Genomic DNA, 18,701 nt, shown 5'->3' with positions numbered 1-18,701 from the left:
CGGCGGGGGGGGGCGCCCCCCGCCCCCCCCCCCCGCCCCCCCGGGGGGGGGGGGCGGCCGCCCGCCCGCGGGGGGCCCCCCCCCCCGGGGGGGGGCCGCCCCCCCCTGTCGTACGCGGAAGTATGTCGCGGGGACCGCCGCACCCCCGGTCGCCCGGGGGGCGGGACGACGGCGGTCCCCGCGAGGGACGCGGTCCGGGTCAGGGCCGGATGCCCGCGTCCGGGCGACGGTGGAGGTCCGGGAGCCGCTCCGTAGTCCGGTGTCGCCGTTCTGGGTGCCGGCGGGTCTCCCTGCCGACACCCACCAATGTGCCGGAGCCGTGTTAAGCGGGTGCTGCGCGGACGTGACGCGCTCGTACCGTTTTCGCGAAGCGCGGCAGCCGGCTTCGCGAGGCCCCGCTGCCGGCCCCGGCCCGGCTGGGGGAACGCCCCGTCAGACCTTCGCCGTGCCCGCGTCCTTGGCGAGGAACGCCAGCAGGTCCTGCCTGCTCACGACGCCCTTCGGCTTGCCCTCGACGAGCACAATGGCCGCGTCCGCCCCGTCCGCACCACTGAGCACGGCCATCAGGTCCTCGACCGGTTCGCCGGAGCCGACCTGCGGCAGCGGGGCCGACATGTGCTTCTCCAGCGGGTCGCCCAGCGAGGCGCGCTGGGTGAACAGCGCGTCCAGCAGCTGCCGTTCCACGACGGAGCCGATGACCTCGGCGGCCATCACGTCGGGGTGGCCGGCGCCCGGCTTCACGATCGGCATCTGGGAGACGCCGTACTCGCGCAGCACCTCGATGGCCTCGCCGACCGTCTCCTCCGGGTGCATGTGGACGAGGGAGGGCATCGGGCCCTCCTTGAAGTCCAGGACCGCGCCGACCCGGGCGGAGGTGCCGGTGTCCTCCAGGAAGCCGTAGTCGGCCATCCACTCGTCGTTGAAGATCTTGCTGAGGTAGCCGCGCCCGCTGTCGGGGAGCAGCACCACGACGACGTCGTCGGGGCCGAGCCGCTTGGCGACCTCCAGAGCGCCGACGACCGCCATGCCGCAGGAGCCGCCGACGAGGAGGCCCTCCTCCTTGGCGAGGCGGCGGGTCATCTGGAACGAGTCCTTGTCGGACACCGCGACGATCTCGTCCGTCACCTTGCGGTCGTAGGCGCTCGGCCAGAAGTCCTCGCCGACGCCCTCGACCAGATACGGCCGCCCGGAGCCGCCGGAGTAGACCGAGCCCTCCGGGTCCGCGCCGATGACCTGGACCGCGCCGTCGCTGATCTCCTTGAGGTAGCGGCCGGTGCCGCTGATGGTGCCGCCGGTACCGACGCCCGCGACGAAGTGGGTGATCTTCCCCTCGGTCTGCTCCCACAGCTCGGGACCGGTGGTCTCGTAGTGCGAGCGCGGGTTGTTCGGGTTCGAGTACTGGTCGGGCTTCCAGGCGCCCGGCGTCTCGGTGACCAGCCGGTCGGAGACGTTGTAGTACGAGTCCGGGTGCTCGGGGTCAACGGCGGTGGGGCAGACGACGACCTCCGCGCCGTACGCGCGCAGCACGTTGATCTTGTCCGTGGACACCTTGTCCGGGCAGACGAAGATGCACTTGTAGCCCTTCTGCTGGGCGACGATGGCGAGGCCGACACCGGTGTTGCCGCTGGTCGGCTCGACGATCGTGCCGCCGGGCTTCAGCTCCCCGCTCTGCTCGGCCGCCTCGATCATGCGCAGCGCGATGCGGTCCTTCACCGACCCGCCGGGGTTGAAGTACTCGACCTTGGCCAGGACGGTCGCCTGGATACCTGCCGTGACGTTGCGCAGCCTCACCAGCGGGGTGTTGCCGACAAGACTGATCATCGAATCGTGGAATTGCACCGTGTACTCCGGGATCTCCGAGATGGTCCGGCCCAGAGTATGCGTACGGGACGCACTGTGCGTACGGGAAGGAGTACACCGAGCCCCGAGCGGGGCAAGTAGGTACGTGTACGGCTGTACGGCGAGAAGGAGGTGGACCGGACTGTGTCGAGGGCAAGGGTGGCACGGCGGATCGCGGCGGGCGCGGCCTATGGCGGTGGCAGCATCGGGTTGATCGGTGCGGCGGCCGTGGGCGTGTTCCTGGCGGAGGTCCAGCTCGCGAAGAGGCAGGTCGGCGGGGGTACGGCTCCGGTTCCGCCGAGTGCGGACGGGCGGTACGGAGTGGCGTTCGCCGGGCCGAACGACGCGATGCGGCTCGGGATGCTCGGGGACTCGACGGCCGCCGGGCAGGGAGTGCGGCGGCCCGGGCAGACCCCGGGGGCGCTGCTGGCCTCGGGGCTCGCGGCGGTGGCCGAGCGGCCGGTGGACCTGCGGAACGTGGCCCTGCCCGGGGCCCGGTCGGACGATCTGGAGCGGCAGGTGTCGCTGCTGCTCGCGGATCCGGCGCGGACCCCGGACGTCTGCGTGATCATGATCGGGGCGAACGACGTCACCCACCGGATGCCCGCGACCCAGTCGGTGCGCTGTCTGACGACGGCGGTGCGCAGGCTGCGGACGGCGGGGGCGGAGGTGGTCGTCGGGACCTGCCCGGATCTCGGCACCATCGAGCCGGTCTACCAGCCGCTGCGCTGGCTGGCCCGGCGGGTGAGCCGGCAGCTGGCGGCCGCGCAGACGATCGGCGTGGTCGAGCAGGGCGGGCGCACGGTGTCGCTGGGCGACCTGCTGGGCCCCGAGTTCGCGGCGAACCCGCGCGAGCTGTTCGGCCCGGACAACTACCACCCCTCCGCCGAGGGCTACGCCACGGCGGCCATGGCGGTGCTGCCCACCTTGTGCGCGGTGCTGGGCCTGTGGCCGGAGACCGACCGGCTGGACGGCGCGCGCCGCGAGGACATCCTCCCGGTGGCGAAGGCCGCGTCCCAGGCGGCCCGGGAGGCCGGTACCGAGGTCACGGGCGCGCGGGCTCCCTGGGCCCTCCTCAAGCACCGCAGGCGGCGGCGCCTGCCCGCCTCCACGGAACCCACTCCGCACGCCCACCCGGACGCGGCCCACGGGCACGCGTGACGGGTGGCGCCCGGCGCGAGGCCGTGCTGAGCAAGCGCTTAGAAAAGAGTCCCGCATCACACGGCCTGCCGGGTGACCCCGGCGATACGTCCGGGTAACTTCCAGAGGAGTTCCGCCGTCCACACAGCCTTCCAGCCCCTTGGAGCCGCGTGATGCCCGAAGCCGTGATCGTCTCTGCCGCCCGTTCGCCGATCGGCCGCGCCTTCAAGGGGTCTTTGAAGGACCTGCGGGCGGACGACCTGACCGCCACGATCATCCAGACCGCGCTGGCCAAGGTCCCCGAGCTGGACCCGAAGGACATCGACGACCTGATGCTGGGCTGCGGGCTCCCCGGCGGCGAGCAGGGCAACAACCTGGGCCGCATCATCGCCGTACAGATGGGGATGGACCACCTTCCCGGCTGTACGGTCACCCGCTACTGCTCCTCCTCGCTGCAGACCAGCCGGATGGCGCTGCACGCGATCAAGGCGGGCGAGGGCGACGTCTTCATCTCGGCCGGTGTCGAGATGGTGTCCCGCTTCGCCAAGGGCAACTCCGACAGCCTGCCGGACACGCACAACCCGCTGTTCGCCGAGGCCGAGGCCCGCACCGCGGCCCGCGCCGAGGAGTCCGGCGCGAGCTGGCACGACCCGCGCGAGGACGGCCTCGTCCCGGACGCGTACATCTCGATGGGGCAGACGGCGGAGAACCTGGCCCGGACCAAGGGCGTCACCCGCCAGGACATGGACGAGTTCGGCGTACGGTCCCAGAACCTCGCCGAGCAGGCCCTGAAGAACGGCTTCTGGGAGCGGGAGATCACCCCGGTCACCACCCCCGACGGCACGGTCGTCTCCAAGGACGACGGCCCGCGCGCGGGCGTCACGCTGGAGGGCGTGCAGGGCCTGAAGCCGGTGTTCCGCCCCGACGGCCTGGTCACCGCGGGCAACTGCTGCCCGCTCAACGACGGCGCGGCCGCCCTCGTGATCATGTCCGACACCAAGGCGCGCGAGCTGGGCCTGACCCCGCTGGCCCGGATCGTCTCCACCGGCGTCTCCGGCCTCTCCCCCGAGATCATGGGATACGGCCCGGTCGAGGCCAGCAAGCAGGCGCTGAAGCGGGCCGGCCTGACCATCGACGACATCGACCTCGCCGAGATCAACGAGGCGTTCGCCGCCCAGGTCATCCCCTCCTACCGGGACCTCGGCCTGCCGCTGGACAAGGTCAACGTCAACGGCGGCGCGATCGCGGTCGGCCACCCCTTCGGCATGACCGGCGCCCGCATCACCGGCACGCTGATCAACAGCCTCCAGTTCCACGACAAGCAGTTCGGCCTGGAGACGATGTGCGTGGGCGGCGGCCAGGGCATGGCGATGGTCATCGAGCGCCTCAGCTAGCCTCGTCGGGCCGCCTCGGCCCGCCTCGGCCAACCCCGTCGAGCCCCGACCGTGACCGAATCTCCCCCAGGATGTGATCTGCGTCCCGGGGGAGAGCCGTTTGCGCAGGTCACCGCCGATATGGGGCTAAACATCGGACCGAAAGACCTGTCCATTTCGTGACGTAATGCACTGACAGCACGTACCGGTACAGGCCAAGCTGATGTAGGAAGTCGGGGGTATCGATAGAAACCGGGAGTATGTCAGTGAGCGCCATGTCGTTTGCCCTGTTGCTGACCACCGCCGCTGCCACGGCTGTCGGCGCCGCCGCACTGCACGCCGCTCACGGGCTGCGCAAGCAGGTCGTGGCCCTGCGCACGGAGCTGGCCGCCGGCCACGCTCTCGGCGCCTCGGTGCCACCACAGAGCCGCAGTACGGCCACCCCCGCCGAGGAGATACGCGCGGCCGTCGCCGACGCGCTCGCCGAGGAGCGGGAGCGCGAGCTGGCCGAGGCGCGGGCGTTCTGGGCGGCCCAGGAGGCCCGTGACGCGGCCGACGCCCCGTCCCTGCTGGGCGGTCTGGCGGGCCTCGGCGACGACGCCCCGTACTACCTGCCCCGGCAGGCCGACTTCGCCGGTCTGGATTCGATGGACCTGGAGGCGGTCGAGGCGATGGAGGAGCTCGCGGAGCTGAGCGAGCGGACCCTCGCGGAGCACGAGATCGGCGAGCTGACCGACCTTCCGGCGGAGGTCGCGGCCGACCTTCCGGAGATCGCGGAGTTCCCCGAGGACTCCCCCGAGCTGGCCGCCGCCCGCCGCCGCCACCCCTCGCACCCGGACTTCGTCCCCGTGCAGACCCCGGTGGTCACCGACCACGAGCGCACCGTGAACCGTCTTGAGGAGCTGGCCGACACCGCGACCGAGCTGACCGACGTCCGGCCCGGCCCGCTCGGCACGCTCGATGTGTACGTCTTCGCCGACGGCACCACGCTCTGCATGACCCCCGGCCACCGCGAGACCGCCGAGCGGCTCGCCGACGCGCTGCGGGCGGGCCGGCAGCCGGTGCTGCTGGGCGGCTCGGGCGTCTCGGGCGCCTACGCGCTGACCTTCTCCTGCGGCGAGGACAACGTCTACATCCTCGCCGACCGCGTCATCGCCTCGTTCTGACCGCCGGGCGCGGGCCGCTCGTACGCGCACCCGCGCCGCTCACGCGAAAGCCCGCGCCACCGCTTCGTCGACATACCGCACGGCCTCGTCCAGCTCCTGGGACGGGGCCGTTTCCAGTGCCACGGCCAGGTCCCGCCCGGCGACGGCCAGCTGGTCGCCCACCGCGAACATCCCGGCGTCGGGCAGCTCGCGCGGCTCGGCGTCCGGGTTCTCCAGGCGCTGCGCCCGTACGGCGAGCTCCCGGGCGGCGGCCAGCGCCTCGGCGGCCGCACCGCGCTGGAGGCGGCTCTGCGGGGCCGAGCGCAGCCGGTCGGCGAAACGGTCCACGGCAAGGGTCAGGGGCGTCGTATCGAGCACCCGGCCGACCCTACGCGCCCCTCGCGCACGGTCGCACCGGAGGGCGGAACGCGGAACGGCCCGCAGGCGCGGTGCCTGCGGGCCGTTCCGGTCATCACGCGTGCGACCGGTCCGTCGGTCGTCACTCACGCGTGCGAGCGTCAGTCGTCGCCGCTGAGGATCGCGACCAGGCGCAGCATCTCGAAGTAGATCCACACCAGGGTCACGGTGAGGCCGAACGCGGCCAGCCACTCCTCCTCGCGGGGAGCGCCGTACGCGATGCCGTCCTCGACCTGCTTGAAGTTCAGGGCCAGGACGCACGCGCCGATGACGATGGCCACGATGCCGAAGACGACGCCGAGGGCGCCACTGCGGAAGCCGAGGCCGTCACCGCCGCCGAACACGGCGAACAGGAGGTTGACCATCATCAGCAGCGTGAAGCCGATGAGGGCCGCCATCACGAAGCCGTAGAAGCGGCGCGTGACCCGGATCAGGCCGGTGCGGTAGGCGATCAGCACACCGGCGAAGACCGCCATCGTGCCGAGCACCGCCTGCATCGCGGCGCCGGGGGCGATGTACGTGCCGACGATGTTGCTGACGATGCCGAGGAAGACACCCTCGAACGCCGCGTAGGTCAGGATCAGCGCGGGCGAGGGCCGGCGCTTGAACGAGTTGACCAGCGACAGCACCAGGCCGATGAGCGCGGCGCCGATGGCCACGCCGTAGGCGGTGCCCAGGTTCGCCTGGTCGACCGGCATGGCCCACCACGCGGCCGCGGCGGCCACGATCACGGTGCCGAGCGTCATCGCCGTACGCGTCACGACGCCGTCGATGGTCATCACGTCGGAACGGGCGGGCGCCTGCGGGGCGCCGTGCAGGTCCGTCTGCGCGTACGGGTTGGTGGCGTACGGGTTGGCGGTGCCCTGTGCGTACGGGTTGCCCGTCGCGGTGGCCCCGGCCTGCGGCGCCGCGTTGAAGCCCGCGTGGCCATTGTCGCGGCTGAAGCCCCGTCGCGAGAAGACCGGGTTGCTGCTCCTCATTTCACTCCTCCATGGCCACACTGCGTGGCCTTGCCACAAGAGTAATGGGTAGGCAAAAGAATCACCCTAGTGCCAGGGGAGGATCTTTCCGGCGGCACACGGCGTGTTCCCACGGTGTTCCCACGGCGACGCGCGAGGACCTGCGGGACCTGGATGCGGACCGTTACGGCAGGTCACGCTCGGTGCGGCGCGTGGTGCCCGGAGCCGGACTCGAACCGGCACGCCCCCGAGGGGCAGCGAGGTTTAAGCTCGCCGTGTCTACGTTCCACCATCCGGGCGTGCCGCGCGGCTCCGCGTCTGGCTACCGACCCTATCCGGGGACGTCCCTCGATCAGCGGAACAGTGGCGCGATGTTGTCTTATTTTATTGACCGCTTGAGGGACCGTCAGCACACGCGGCCGGGCTGACCACACGCCCACGGCCGATCATGGGCGGTGGGCGCACCGCGCGGGAATGACGGAAAGTCGCCGCACTCGCACGGCCCAACGCGCCAGGTCCGCGCCAGGCTTCGCCAGGGCGTCCGCCACCCTCGGCTCCGGCGCAGCTCCGACCTCGGGTCCGGCGTCGCTCCGGGACCGCCCGGCAGCCGCTGCGACCGGTCTCCCGGCCGGACTCCACGCGCTCACGCTCCGTCACGGCGGTGCAAGGGCCCCGGAGGCTGGGACGACACCGGTCAGGGTCGTGTCATACCCGAGGAGGACGAAGCCACGCCCTCGATGCGACTCAAGACGGCCCCGGGAACGGGCATCGGGGGTGACGACCGAGGGCAGTCGGGCCGTAAGGATGGAGTAAGTCCCCCAGGCATGGCGTCAACGCCCGCATCGGCATGACCCAGGCACCCGCATCACCCGAACCAGGAGCGTCCCAGTGACCACCACCCCCACCGTTCACCGCGCCACCGCGGTGGCTGCCCGCGCCACGGAGCTGTCGAAGGTCTACGGCGAGGGCGAGACGCAGGTCGTCGCCCTGGACCGGGTGACCGTGGACTTCCCGCAGGGCGAGTTCACCGCGATCATGGGCCCCTCGGGCTCCGGCAAGTCGACGCTGATGCACTGCGTCGCCGGGCTCGACAGCTTCAGCAGCGGCTCGGTGCAGATCGGCGAGACCGAGCTGTCCACGCTCAAGGACAAGCAGCTCACGCAGTTGCGCCGGGACAAGATCGGCTTCATCTTCCAGGCCTTCAACCTGCTCCCGACGCTCACCGCGCTGGAGAACATCACCCTGCCGATGGACATCGCGGGCCGTAAGCCGGACGCCGCGTGGCTCCAGAAGGTGATCGAGATGGTCGGTCTGTCGGAGCGGCTGAAGCACCGCCCGACCGAGCTCTCCGGCGGTCAGCAGCAGCGCGTCGCCGTGGCCCGCGCCCTGGCCTCGCAGCCCGAGATCATCTTCGGTGACGAGCCGACCGGAAACCTGGACTCCCGCTCCGGCGCCGAGGTGCTGGGCTTCCTGCGCAACTCGGTGCGCGAGCTGGGCCAGACCGTGGTGATGGTGACGCACGACCCGGTGGCCGCCTCCTACGCGGACCGGGTCATCTTCCTCGCGGACGGCGCGGTCGTCGACCAGATGATGCACCCGACCGCCGACGGGGTCCTCGACCGGATGAAGGCGTTCGACGCGAAGGGCCGCACCAGCTGACGCCCGCGGCCGGTCACCACGACCGGCTGCCGCACGGCTGACGGCTACGGCCGCCGTACCCGGCCCCGTACCCGCGCGCCCCCGCCCTCCCCTTCCGGAACCCATCCCAGGACACAGACATGTTCCGTACCGCCCTGCGCAATGTGCTCGCGCACAAGGCCAGGCTGCTGATGACCGTGCTCGCCGTCATGCTCGGCGTAGCCTTCGTCTCCGGCACCCTGGTCTTCACCGACACCCTCGGCAACGCCTTCAGCAAGCAGTCCGCCAAGAGCTACGACAACGTCGCCGTCTCCGTCGAGACCTACGCCGGCGACGACGAGAAGACCCCCGGCATCGACGAGGCCACCCTGGAGAAGATCCGGGGCCTGGACGGCGTGACCTCCGCCACCGGCCGCGTCGACGGCTTCGCCGGGGTCGCCGACCCCGACGGCAAGCTGATCGGCAACGGCTGGTCCAACACCGGTGCGAACTTCGCCCCCGGCAAGGACGGCAAGGACGCCCAGTACGCCTTCGTCGAGGGCTCGGGCCCGGCGAAGAACGGCTCGGTCGCGCTCGACAAGGACACCGCGAGCAAGGGCGAGTACAAGGTCGGCGACCCGGTGCGGGTCGCGACCAACGGCCCGGTGAAGGAGTACACCCTCTCGGGGATCTTCACCACCGAGGACGGCGCGGTCAACGCGGGTGGCAGCCTCGTGCTGTTCGACACCCCGACCGCCCAGAAGCTCTACCTGAAGCCCGGCGTCTTCCAGAACGCCACGGTCAGCGCGGCGAGCGGGGTCTCCGACCAGAAGCTGCTGGACGAGATCGAGCCGCTGCTGCCCAAGGACGCCACCGCGCAGACCGGCAAGGCGCTGGCCGACCAGCAGGCCAAGGACATCGAGTCCGGCCTGACCAGCCTCAACACCATGCTGCTGGCCTTCGCGGGCATCGCGCTGTTCGTCGGTATCTTCCTCATCGCCAACACCTTCACGATGCTGATCGCCCAGCGGACCCGTGAGCTGGCCCTGATGCGGGCCATCGGCGCCACCCGCCGTCAGGTGAAGCGCTCGGTGCTGCTGGAGGCCGCCTTCGTCGGCGTCCTCGCCTCCGTCATCGGCTTCCTCCTCGGTCTGGGCCTCGCCACCGGGCTGCGCTCCGCGATGGGCGTCATGGGCGGCAAGATCCCGGCCGGTCCGCTGGTCGTCTCGCCCACCGCCGTGATCTCCGCCTTCGCGGTCGGCGTCCTGATCACCGTGCTGGCCGCCTGGCTGCCCGCCCGCCGGGCCGCGAAGATCGCCCCGGTCGCCGCGATGAGCAGCGTCCACGCCACCGCCTCGGTCAAGTCCCTCGTCGTACGGAACTCGATCGGCGGCGTCATCACCCTGCTCGGCTCCGCCGGCATCGTCGGCGGTGCCGCGACCGGTGGCACCTCCGGCCGGCAGCTGGTCGCGGCGGGCGCGTTCTTCGCCCTGATCGGCGTCATCATCCTGATCCCGCTGCTCTCCCGCCCGGTGATCGCGCTGGTCCGGCCGCTGCTGAAGAAGGTGTTCGGCGTCTCCGGGAAGCTGGCCTCGCAGAACGCGGTCCGCAACCCGCGGCGTACCGGAGCCACCGCCTCCGCGCTGGCCATCGGGCTCACGCTGGTCACCGGCATCTCGGTGCTCGGCGTCACGCTCGGCCAGGCCATCGACAAGATGACCACGGACAACATCAAGGCCGACTACCTGATCTCGATGGCGAGCGGCGACTCGCTCGACGAGTCCGCGCTCACGGCCCTGTCGAAGGCCGACGGCATCTCCGCGCTCTCCCCGCAGCAGGCGTCCTCGGTCGAGGTCGACGGTGAGTACCACTCGGCCTCCGGCGTCACCCCGGGTGACGTGGAGAAGGTCTTCGCGCTGACGACCGAGTCCGGTTCGCTGGCCTCGCTCAAGGACGGCCAGGTCGCGGTCGGCTCCAAGACCGCGAAGTCGAACGGCTGGAAGGCCGGCGACACCCTTCCGGTGACGTTCGAGGACGAGAAGAAGGGCGAGGTGACGATCGGGGCGACGTACAAGGAGAACGAGTTCCTCTCGCCCTTCGTGATCCCGAAGGAGCTGGCCGACCAGCACAGCGCCTCCACCCGTCCGGAGATCCGCGAGATCTGGATCAAGGCGGACGGTGGCGCGAGCAAGGCCAACGAGCAGTCCATCGTGAACGCGCTCGGCGACAACCCGGCGATGAGCGTCATGGACCGGCAGGACATCCGTGACATGTTCGGCGGCTTCATCAACACCGCCCTGAACATCATGTACGGGCTGCTCGCCATGGCCCTGCTGATCGCGGTCCTCGGCGTCGTCAACACCCTCGCGATGTCGGTGTTCGAGCGGCAGCAGGAGATCGGCATGCTCCGCGCGATCGGTCTCGACCGGGGCCGCGTGAAGCGGATGATCCGTCTGGAGGCCGTCGTCATCTCGGTCTTCGGCGCGGTGATCGGGGTCGGCCTCGGGGTCTTCCTCGGCTGGGCGATCGGCCGGACCCTGTCCGCCGACATCCCCGGCTACGCCCTGGTCATCCCGTGGGACCGGCTCGGCATCTTCCTGCTCCTGGCCGGCCTGGTGGGCGTCCTCGCCTCGCTGTGGCCCGCCCGCAGCGCCGCGAAGCTCAACATGCTCACGGCGATCAAGACGGAGTAGCGACAGGTCCCGGGGACGGGACGCAAGGAAGCAGGGGACGACGAGGGGCCGGTGCACCGATGGGGAGCGGAGCACCGGCCCCTCGCCCGTGCCCGTACGCGTACGGGTCAGGCGTCCGTGTCCGTGTGCGCGTCCTCCGTCCACGCACGGGCGCGCAGGGGCATCCGGGAGCCGCCGCCGTCCAGCGGGCGCACCGCGAGGATCTGGTTGACGCCGATCTTGTTGCGCTCGAAGGAGAGCGCCGAGGCCGCCATGTACAGCCGCCAGACCCTGGCCCGGCCCGGGGAGGTGGCGCGTACGGCCTGCTCCCAGTGCCGCTCCAGGTTGGCCACCCACTGGCGCAGGGTCAGCGCGTAGTGCTCGCGCAGCGCCTCGACGTCCCGGGCCTCGAAGCCGGCCTCCTCCAGGGTGGCCAGGGTGCGGCCGACCGGGGCGAGTTCGCCGTCGGGGAAGACGTACGCGTCGATGAACGCGTCGATGTGGTAAGCGTCCTCGTCCCGTTCGGGGCGGCGGGCGATCTGGTGGTTCAGGAGGCGGCCGCCGGGCCTGAGGAGGGCGTAGAGGTCCTCGGCGTACTCGCGGTAGCGGACCGAGCCGACGTGCTCGGCCATGCCGATCGAGGAGATCGCGTCGTACGGGCCGTCGTGGACGTCCCGGTAGTCCTGGACGCGGATCTCGATCCGGTCGGTCAGGCCCTCCTCGGCGATGCGCTTGCGGGCGTGGGCGGCCTGTTCCCGGGAGAGGGTGATGCCGGTGACCCGGGCCCCGTAGTGGCGGGCGGCGTGGATGGCCATGGAGCCCCAGCCGCAGCCGACGTCCAGGAGCCGGTCGCCCTCCTTCAGGCCGAGCTTGCGGCAGACCAGGTCGAGCTTGTCGCGCTGGGCGTCCTCCAGGGTGGAGCCGTCCTGCCAGTAGGCGCAGGAGTAGACCATGGAGGGGCCGAGCACCAGGGCGTAGAAGTCGTTGCCGACGTCGTAGTGGTGGCTGATGGCCTCCTTGTCCCGGCGTCTGGTGTGCAGCGGGCCGGTGCGGCGGCGGACCTCCTCGGCGGGCGGGGCGGGCGGCGGCCAGGGCCCGGCGAGGCCGAGAAGGCCGCGGGCGAAGGCGCGGACCCTGGGGTCGCGGACCGGGTGGACGGCGTCCTTGGCGTCGGCGCCGCGGTCCCAGAGCAGCCCGGCGATCCGGTCGAGCGCCTCGTACAGATCGCCCTCCACGTCGATCTCCCCGGCCACCCAGGCGCGGGCCAGGCCCAGTTCGCCCGGCTTCCACAGGAGGCGGCGCAGGGCGCGGCGGCGGCGGATCACCAGGACCGGGGCCCCGGGCGGCCCCGATTCGCTGCCGTCCCAGGCCCGGATCCGGACCGGCAGGGGTTCCGAGAGCAACTCCTCGGCGAGAGCGGTCAGCCGCGACGCGGCGTCTGCCATGGCGCACACCTCCGTGGTGTTTCCCCGACAAGCACAACAAGCACAGCGAGCACGGCGGACAGACATGCTCGTGGCCCCGCCGCGACACCCCGGTGCCGTCGCGAGGTACACCTGCGTCAACTGTCCTCGCACACTCCGTCATCCCGCTACCTGGCAACGAAACGGCAAAGTGTGTGCATGCACCACCCACATCGGCGGGAACGGGTCACCGCCGCTCACCGGCCCAGGGCCCGGGCTCTCGCCCGGATACGCCGAAGGGGCCGTCCGCACCACGGATGGCGGACGGCCCCTTCGGGCGTCGTACGGTGCGCTCCTCGCGGAGCGGGTCACCGAGGGGTCAGGAGGCCTTGGCCTTCTCGCCCTCGGACTTGGCGGCGGCCGGAGCCGGGGCCGGCTTGGCGGCCTCGTAGAACTCCTCGCGCGGCGTCTCCATGGCGCCGAGCGAGACGACCTCGCGCTTGAGGAACATCGCCAGCGTCCAGTCGGCGAAGATCCGGATCTTGCGGTTCCAGGTCGGCATGGCCATGCCGTGGTAGCCGCGGTGCATGTACCAGGCGAGACGGCCCTTGAGCTTGATCTTCACCTTGCCCATGACGATCATCGCGACGCCCTTGTGCAGGCCGAGACCGGCGACCGCACCCTTGTTGGCGTGGCTGTACTCCTTCTGCGGGAAGCCCCGCATGCCGGAGATCACGTTGTCGCCGAGGACCTTCGCCTGACGCAGCGCGTGCTGGGCGTTGGGCGGGCACCAGGCGTTCGGGTTGCCGGCGCGGCGGCCGACCATGTCCGGCACCTGGGCGTTGTCGCCCGCGGCCCAGATGTAGTCGGTGCCCTGCACCTGGAGCTTCTCCGAGGTGTCCACGTGGCCGCGGGGGCCGAGCGGCAGGCCGAAGCGGGCGAGCGCCGGGTTCGGCTTCACACCGGCGGTCCACACGATGGTGCTGGAGTCGACCTCCAGGCCGTTCTTCAGGACCACGTGACCGTCGACGCAGGAGTCCATCGAGGTGGAGAGGTAGATCTCCACGCCGCGGCTCTCCAGGTGCTCCTTGCCGTAGGCGCCCAGCTTCGGGCCGACCTCGGGAAGGATCTTGTCGGCGGCGTCGACGAGGATGAAGCGCATGTCCTCGCGCTTCACGTTGGTGTAGTACTTCGCCGCGTCGCGGGCCATGTCCTCGACCTCGCCGATGGTCTCCGCGCCGGCGAAGCCGCCGCCCACGAAGACGAACGTCAGCGCCTTGCGGCGGACGTCCTCGTCGGTCGTGGAGTCGGCCTTGTCCAGCTGCTCCAGGACGTGGTTGCGCAGACCGATGGACTCCTCGATGCCCTTCATGCCGATGCCCTGCTCGGCGAGGCCGGGGATCGGGAAGGTACGGGAGACCGCGCCCATCGCGATGACCAGGTAGTCGAAGGGCAGCTCGTAGGCCTCGCCGACGAGCGGCGCGATCGTGGCGACCTTGCGGTCCTGGTCGATGGTCGTGACACGACCGGTGAGAACCTCAGCCTTGGGCAGCACGCGTCGCAGCGGGACGACGACATGCCGAGGCGAGATGCTGCCTGCGGCAGCTTCGGGGAGGAAGGGCTGGTACGTCATGTACGACCGCGGGTCGACGACCGTGACGGTCGCCTCTCCGTATCGCATCTTCTTCAGAATGCGACGAGCTGCGTACAGGCCTACGTACCCACCGCCTACAACGAGGATCCTGGGACGCTCCGTGGTGCTCATGCCATCGAGTATCCACCCCTCCCCAGGGGGGTGCTCGTGAGCCCCTTCACAAGGATTGACCGACCCTCTGCTACACTTCGCCGCCCACGTGACCCAGGTCATGGGCACCAAAGGGAACCACGGCACCGCGGCAGACGTTGTCCACCGCTTGTGAGCTGGCCCTTGACCCTTCGGACGGGCCGAACCGCCGCTCCCCTTCATACGGACGCAACGCACCCGGAACACGCGCGCGACACCTCCGCACGACCGCCGGTGCACCCCACACGGGCCTGAGGGGCCGGAACTGCGACCAACAGGGCCGAATTCCTTGTGAAGAAGTTCACGAAGTTTCTCGGGGCGTGTCCCCGATGAGGTCCCCCGGGCGGCCCAGAGGGCCGGATCACGGCTCAACAGTGCAGCTGACGGTGCGATTGAGCGGGCAGCCGGAGGGCTGCCCGCCCGGCACCGAAGGGACCTTCGCCTACGCGGCGCTCCGGCGATCCCGTCCAGGACCTACGCGGCGCTCCAGGCGATCCCGTCCAGGATGTCGTGCTCGCTGACGACGACCTCGTGGGCTCCCGTCCGCTCCATCACCGCGAGCAGGACCAGCGCCCCGGCCCCGATCACGTCGACCCGGCCGGGGTGCATCACGGGGATCGCGGCGCGTTCGTCGTGCGTCGAGCGCAGCAGGTGTTCGGTGATCGCGCGGACCTGGCCGCGGGATACCCGGGAGTGGTGGATGGCCCCGGAGTCGTACTCCGCCAGCTCCAGCGCGATCCCGGCGACCGTGGTGACGGTGCCCGCGAGGCCGACCAGCGTGCCGGCCCCGGTGAGCGGCACGGTCTGCTCGGCGAGGTCGAGGGCGGCGTCGATGTCCGCGCGGATCGCGGCGGCCCGCTCGTGGCTGGGCGGGTCCATGACGGCCCCGTCCACGACGAGGTGACGTTCCGTCATCCGTACGCAGCCGATGTCGACGGACCGGGCCGCCTCCACCCCGTCCGAGCCGAGGACGAACTCGGTGGAGCCGCCGCCGATGTCGACGACCAGATACGGCTTCGCCAGATGGTCGCTGCCCGCCAGCTCCTTGGTGGCCCCGTCGAAGGAGAGCTGGGCCTCCTGGTCGCCGGTGATGACCTCGGGCTCGACGCCCAGGATGTCCCGGACTCCGGCCACGAAGTCGGCGCTGTTCTCGGCGTCGCGGGAGGCGGAGGTGGCGACGAAGCGGATGCGTTCGGCGCCCAGCTCCTCGATCGCCGCCGCGTACTCCCGGCAGGCCGCGAACGTCCGCTCCAGCGCCTCGGGGGCGAGCCGGCCGGTCCGGTCGACGCCCTGGCCGAGGCGGACGATCGTCATCCGCCGGTCCAGCTCGGTGAACGAGCCGGTGGCCGGGTCCAGGTCGGCGACGAGGAGCCGGATGGAGTTGGTGCCGCAGTCGATCGCGGCGACCCGGGTCATGCGCCCTTCCCGTCGGCGGGGCCGTCGAGCGGGCGGAAGGCGAAGTGGCCCTCGTCGCCCGCGTCCACCGTCCAGCCGTCGTCCTCGCCCGTCGGCACGCACGGCGTGACGCAGGGGCCCTTGGCCCACCACTCCGGCAGCATCGCGATGGCCTCGTCGCCCAGCGGGTTCACCCCGGGCCCGGCGGCCAGTGAGTGGCCGACCAGGACGTGCAGGCACTTCACCCGGTCTGGCATGCCGCCGGCGCTGGGGAAGCCCTCCAGGACCTCGATGGCGTCGCGGCGGGTGATGTAGTCCTCGTGCGCGGCCCGGTAGGCGTCCGCCAGCTCCGGGTCGGTCTCCAGACGGGCCGTCATCTCCTTCATGACCCCGTTGGCCTCCAGCGTGCCGATCGCGGAGGCCGCCCGGGGGCAGGTCAGGTAGTACGTCGTCGGGAACGGCGTGCCGTCCTCCAGACGCGGCTGGGTCTCCACCACGTCCGGGTTGCCGCACGGGCAGCGGTGCGCGATGGCGCGCAGCCCGCGCGGCGGGCGGCCGAGCTGCTGCTCGAACGCGGCGATGTCCGCGTCGGTGGGCTTGGTGGACTCGGTCTGCGGAGGGGGCGTTTCCATGCCTGCCTTGGTTCTGCTCGGAAGCTCGTAGAAGGAGAGAAGCTCGTGGAAGAAGAGGGGAAGGGGACGTACGGAGGGTCGGTCGGTCAGTCGCGGTCGTCGTCGCGGTCGGCGCTGTCCACGCCGTCCCACAGGTTCGAGTGCCAAGGACGGTCGCTCGCCCCCGGCTCGCCGCGCCGGTCCTGCGCCGCGTCGGGGTCGGCCACGGTGTAGCCGGTCTCCCCGGGAAGGACGTAGTGGAGGTGCTGGCGGGCCAGCCGCTTGATGTACGCGTCGTCCTGCAGCCGCGCCTTCTCGTCCCGCAGCTCCTCGGTGCGCCGCTCCGCCTGCTGCGAGAGCCGCTCCTGCTCGGCGATCTCGTCGCGCTGGGAGACGTACTGCCGCATCGGGTAGGCGAGCGCGACGATCAGGGAGCAGACCACCAGCGCCAGGAACGCGGCCCGGCCGGTGAGCCGGGAACGGCGGGCCTGGCGGCGGTTCTGGGATCGGTACACGCGGGCGGCGGTCTGCTCGCCGAGCAGCCGCAGCCTGGTCGCGGTGGAGAACCGGTCGCGGTCCTTCCCGGCCATGTCTCCCCGCCTCCCCGTCACATACGTCCGTCCCCGCACACGGTACGGGACCGGGTGCGGGGACGGGCGGAGGCTACCGTCTTGACGCTGTGGGTCAGCCCTTGAAGCGCGGGAAGGCGGAGCGGCCCGCGTACACCGCGGCGTCGTCGAGGATCTCCTCGATGCGCAGCAGCTGGTTGTACTTGGCGACACGGTCCGAGCGGGCCGGGGCGCCGGTCTTGATCTGGCCGCAGTTCACGGCGACCGCGAGGTCGGCGATGGTGACGTCCTCGGTCTCGCCCGAGCGGTGCGACATCATGCACTTGAAGCCGTTGCGCTGGGCCAGCTCGACGGCGTCCAGGGTCTCGGTCAGCGAACCGATCTGGTTGACCTTCACGAGCAGGGCGTTGGCGGAGCCCTCCTCGATACCGCGGGCCAGGCGCTCGGGGTTGGTGACGAAGAGGTCGTCGCCGACGATCTGCACCTTGGAGCCGATGCGGTCGGTGATGACCTTCCAGCCGGCCCAGTCGTCCTCGTACAGCGGGTCCTCGATGGAGACCAGCGGGTACGCGGAGACGAGCTCCTCGTAGTACTCGGTCATCTCGGCGGCCGAGCGGGACTTGCCCTCGAACTCGTAGACGCCGTCCTTGTAGAACTCGGACGCGGCGACGTCGAGCGCGAGCGCCACGTCACGGCCCGGGACGTAACCGGCCTCGGTGATGGCCTCGACGATGAGGTCCAGGGCGGCGCGGTTGGACTCCAGGTTCGGGGCGAAGCCGCCCTCGTCGCCGAGTCCGGTGGACAGGCCCTTGGTCTTCAGGACCTTCTTCAGCGTGTGGTAGATCTCCGCGCCCCAGCGCAGGGCCTCGGAGAAGGACTCCGCGCCGATCGGCGCGATCATGAACTCCTGGATGTCCACGTTGGAGTCGGCGTGCGAGCCGCCGTTCAGGATGTTCATCATCGGAACGGGCAGCAGGTGCGCGTTCGGGCCGCCGAGGTAGCGGAAGAGCGGCAGGTCGGACGCCTCGGAGGCGGCGTGCGCGACGGCGAGCGAGACGCCGAGGATGGCGTTCGCGCCGAGCGAGGCCTTGTTCTCGGTGGCGTCCAGGTCGAACATCGCCTGGTCGATGAGGCGCTGCTCGGTGGCGTCGTACCCGACGAGCTCCGGGCCGATCTGCTCGATGACGGCGAGGACGGCCTTCTCGACGCCCTTGCCCTGGTAGCGGTTGGGGTCACCGTCGCGAAGCTCTACAGCCTCGAACGCACCGGTGGAGGCGCCGGACGGAACGGCAGCACGGCCCGTGCTGCCGTCGTCGAGGCCAACCTCGACCTCGACCGTGGGGTTGCCCCGGGAGTCGAGGATTTCCCTGGCTACGACGACGTCGATGGACGGCACGAGGCATCTCCTTCTGGGATCTGACACTGGTTGTGCAGGGTCACTGTGGCCTTGCGACCCGAGCCTATCCGGCCCGGCCGCGTCAGTCGGCCGCCCGCCCGCCTCCTGGGACGAAAAAGGACCCAAGGGCGTGCATAGCGGGACAGAACTCTAGAAATCTACTCGGCGGTAATAAGCCGTGCCGCCAAGAGGTGAACGCATCCTGGTCTCCCGACGCCCGTACCGGCCGGCCTCCCGACGCGCGTACCGGCCTCCCGACGCCCGCCGCTCACGAAGAACCCGGCCCGGGGGGGGGGGGGGGGGGGGCGCCCCCCGGGGGGGGCCCGGGCGAGGGGAAGGGGCGCCCGGCCGATCCCCACCGGGGGGGGGGTACGGCGGTTTG

14 protein-coding genes and 1 tRNA gene are annotated in these 18,701 nt (G+C 71.2%); 5 read left to right on the top strand and 10 right to left on the bottom strand.

Annotated elements, in window-relative coordinates:
* Positions 1–432 precede the first annotated feature (432 nt).
* The gene (locus tag JS521_RS17645; protein WP_205083929.1) at positions 433–1,839 is read right to left on the bottom strand and encodes a cystathionine beta-synthase; all 1,407 of its coding nucleotides are present in this window, start codon (positions 1,837–1,839) and stop codon (positions 433–435) included.
* 159 nt (positions 1,840–1,998) lie between these two features.
* Between JS521_RS17645 and JS521_RS17640 the strand changes: the two genes are divergently transcribed.
* The 3 genes from JS521_RS17640 to JS521_RS17630 all read left to right on the top strand — a co-directional run bounded on the left by JS521_RS17640 (position 1,999) and on the right by JS521_RS17630 (position 5,518).
* Positions 1,999–3,000, top strand: a complete 1,002-nt coding sequence (locus JS521_RS17640) for an SGNH/GDSL hydrolase family protein (RefSeq protein ID WP_205083934.1) — start codon at positions 1,999–2,001, stop codon at positions 2,998–3,000.
* 152 nt (positions 3,001–3,152) lie between these two features.
* Positions 3,153–4,373, top strand: coding sequence for an acetyl-CoA C-acetyltransferase (locus tag JS521_RS17635; RefSeq protein WP_205083928.1), 1,221 nt, complete (start codon positions 3,153–3,155; stop codon positions 4,371–4,373).
* A 254-nt stretch (positions 4,374–4,627) separates the two neighbouring features.
* Complete coding sequence (locus JS521_RS17630) at positions 4,628–5,518, top strand: hypothetical protein (RefSeq protein WP_239487417.1); 891 nt, start codon at positions 4,628–4,630, stop codon at positions 5,516–5,518.
* 39 nt (positions 5,519–5,557) lie between these two features.
* Here JS521_RS17630 and JS521_RS17625 read toward each other — a convergent pair whose 3' ends face one another.
* The 3 genes from JS521_RS17625 to JS521_RS17615 form a co-directional block, all read right to left on the bottom strand.
* Positions 5,558–5,875: a hypothetical protein gene (locus JS521_RS17625; protein WP_205083927.1), complete on the bottom strand. Its 318-nt coding sequence runs from the start codon at positions 5,873–5,875 to the stop codon at positions 5,558–5,560.
* A 140-nt stretch (positions 5,876–6,015) separates the two neighbouring features.
* Positions 6,016–6,894 carry a Bax inhibitor-1/YccA family protein gene (locus tag JS521_RS17620; RefSeq protein ID WP_205083926.1) on the bottom strand — a complete coding sequence of 293 codons (879 nt, stop codon included), beginning with the start codon at positions 6,892–6,894 and terminating at the stop codon, positions 6,016–6,018.
* 192 nt (positions 6,895–7,086) lie between these two features.
* Positions 7,087–7,172, bottom strand: a tRNA-Leu gene (locus JS521_RS17615).
* Positions 7,173–7,761: 589 nt separating this feature from the next.
* Between JS521_RS17615 and JS521_RS17610 the strand changes: the two genes are divergently transcribed.
* Both JS521_RS17610 and JS521_RS17605 read left to right on the top strand, forming a co-directional pair.
* Positions 7,762–8,532, top strand: coding sequence for an ABC transporter ATP-binding protein (locus JS521_RS17610; RefSeq protein ID WP_032787272.1), 771 nt, complete (start codon positions 7,762–7,764; stop codon positions 8,530–8,532).
* A gap of 119 nt (positions 8,533–8,651) precedes the next feature.
* Positions 8,652–11,183 carry an ABC transporter permease gene (locus JS521_RS17605; RefSeq protein WP_205083925.1) on the top strand — a complete coding sequence of 844 codons (2,532 nt, stop codon included), beginning with the start codon at positions 8,652–8,654 and terminating at the stop codon, positions 11,181–11,183.
* Between the two features lie 107 nt (positions 11,184–11,290).
* Here the strand turns inward: JS521_RS17605 and JS521_RS17600 are convergent, their stop codons facing one another.
* The 6 genes from JS521_RS17600 to eno form a co-directional block, all read right to left on the bottom strand.
* Entirely contained in the window at positions 11,291–12,607 is a 1,317-nt protein-coding gene (locus tag JS521_RS17600) for a class I SAM-dependent methyltransferase (protein WP_205083924.1), read from the bottom strand.
* Positions 12,608–12,944: 337 nt separating this feature from the next.
* Complete coding sequence (locus JS521_RS17595; RefSeq protein ID WP_205083923.1) at positions 12,945–14,330, bottom strand: NAD(P)/FAD-dependent oxidoreductase; 1,386 nt, start codon at positions 14,328–14,330, stop codon at positions 12,945–12,947.
* A 492-nt stretch (positions 14,331–14,822) separates the two neighbouring features.
* The gene (locus JS521_RS17590; protein WP_205083922.1) at positions 14,823–15,764 is read right to left on the bottom strand and encodes a Ppx/GppA phosphatase family protein; all 942 of its coding nucleotides are present in this window, start codon (positions 15,762–15,764) and stop codon (positions 14,823–14,825) included.
* Positions 15,761–16,375: a DUF501 domain-containing protein gene (locus JS521_RS17585; RefSeq protein ID WP_205083921.1), complete on the bottom strand. Its 615-nt coding sequence runs from the start codon at positions 16,373–16,375 to the stop codon at positions 15,761–15,763. Before JS521_RS17585 ends, JS521_RS17590 begins: the two co-directional genes overlap by 4 nt.
* Before the next feature lie 86 nt (positions 16,376–16,461).
* On the bottom strand, positions 16,462–16,944 hold the full coding sequence (locus JS521_RS17580) for an FtsB family cell division protein (protein ID WP_205083920.1): 483 nt from the start codon (positions 16,942–16,944) through the stop codon (positions 16,462–16,464).
* A 94-nt stretch (positions 16,945–17,038) separates the two neighbouring features.
* The gene (gene eno / locus JS521_RS17575) at positions 17,039–18,319 is read right to left on the bottom strand and encodes a phosphopyruvate hydratase (RefSeq protein WP_018515627.1); all 1,281 of its coding nucleotides are present in this window, start codon (positions 18,317–18,319) and stop codon (positions 17,039–17,041) included.
* Positions 18,320–18,701 lie beyond the last annotated feature (382 nt).

It is taken from the genome of Streptomyces durocortorensis (assembly GCF_016901035.1).
In the GTDB taxonomy this organism is placed as follows: domain Bacteria; phylum Actinomycetota; class Actinomycetes; order Streptomycetales; family Streptomycetaceae; genus Streptomyces; species Streptomyces durocortorensis.
The sequence above is the reverse complement of the archived record's forward strand: the minus strand, read 5'-3'. Positions and strand labels throughout refer to the sequence as shown.

What these genes read in the sequence shown, in the direction of transcription:
- JS521_RS17635 (WP_205083928.1), top strand. Translation starts at nt 3,153, where the DNA reads ATGCCCGAAGCCGTGATCGTCTCTGCCGCCCGTTCGCCGATCGGCCGC.
- JS521_RS17630 (WP_239487417.1), top strand. Translation starts at nt 4,628, where the DNA reads ATGTCGTTTGCCCTGTTGCTGACCACCGCCGCTGCCACGGCTGTCGGC.
- JS521_RS17620 (WP_205083926.1), bottom strand. Translation starts at nt 6,894, where the DNA reads ATGAGGAGCAGCAACCCGGTCTTCTCGCGACGGGGCTTCAGCCGCGAC.
- JS521_RS17605 (WP_205083925.1), top strand. Translation starts at nt 8,652, where the DNA reads ATGTTCCGTACCGCCCTGCGCAATGTGCTCGCGCACAAGGCCAGGCTG.
- JS521_RS17600 (WP_205083924.1), bottom strand. Translation starts at nt 12,607, where the DNA reads ATGGCAGACGCCGCGTCGCGGCTGACCGCTCTCGCCGAGGAGTTGCTC.
- JS521_RS17595 (WP_205083923.1), bottom strand. Translation starts at nt 14,330, where the DNA reads ATGAGCACCACGGAGCGTCCCAGGATCCTCGTTGTAGGCGGTGGGTAC.
- JS521_RS17590 (WP_205083922.1), bottom strand. Translation starts at nt 15,764, where the DNA reads ATGACCCGGGTCGCCGCGATCGACTGCGGCACCAACTCCATCCGGCTC.
- JS521_RS17585 (WP_205083921.1), bottom strand. Translation starts at nt 16,375, where the DNA reads ATGGAAACGCCCCCTCCGCAGACCGAGTCCACCAAGCCCACCGACGCG.
- JS521_RS17580 (WP_205083920.1), bottom strand. Translation starts at nt 16,944, where the DNA reads ATGGCCGGGAAGGACCGCGACCGGTTCTCCACCGCGACCAGGCTGCGG.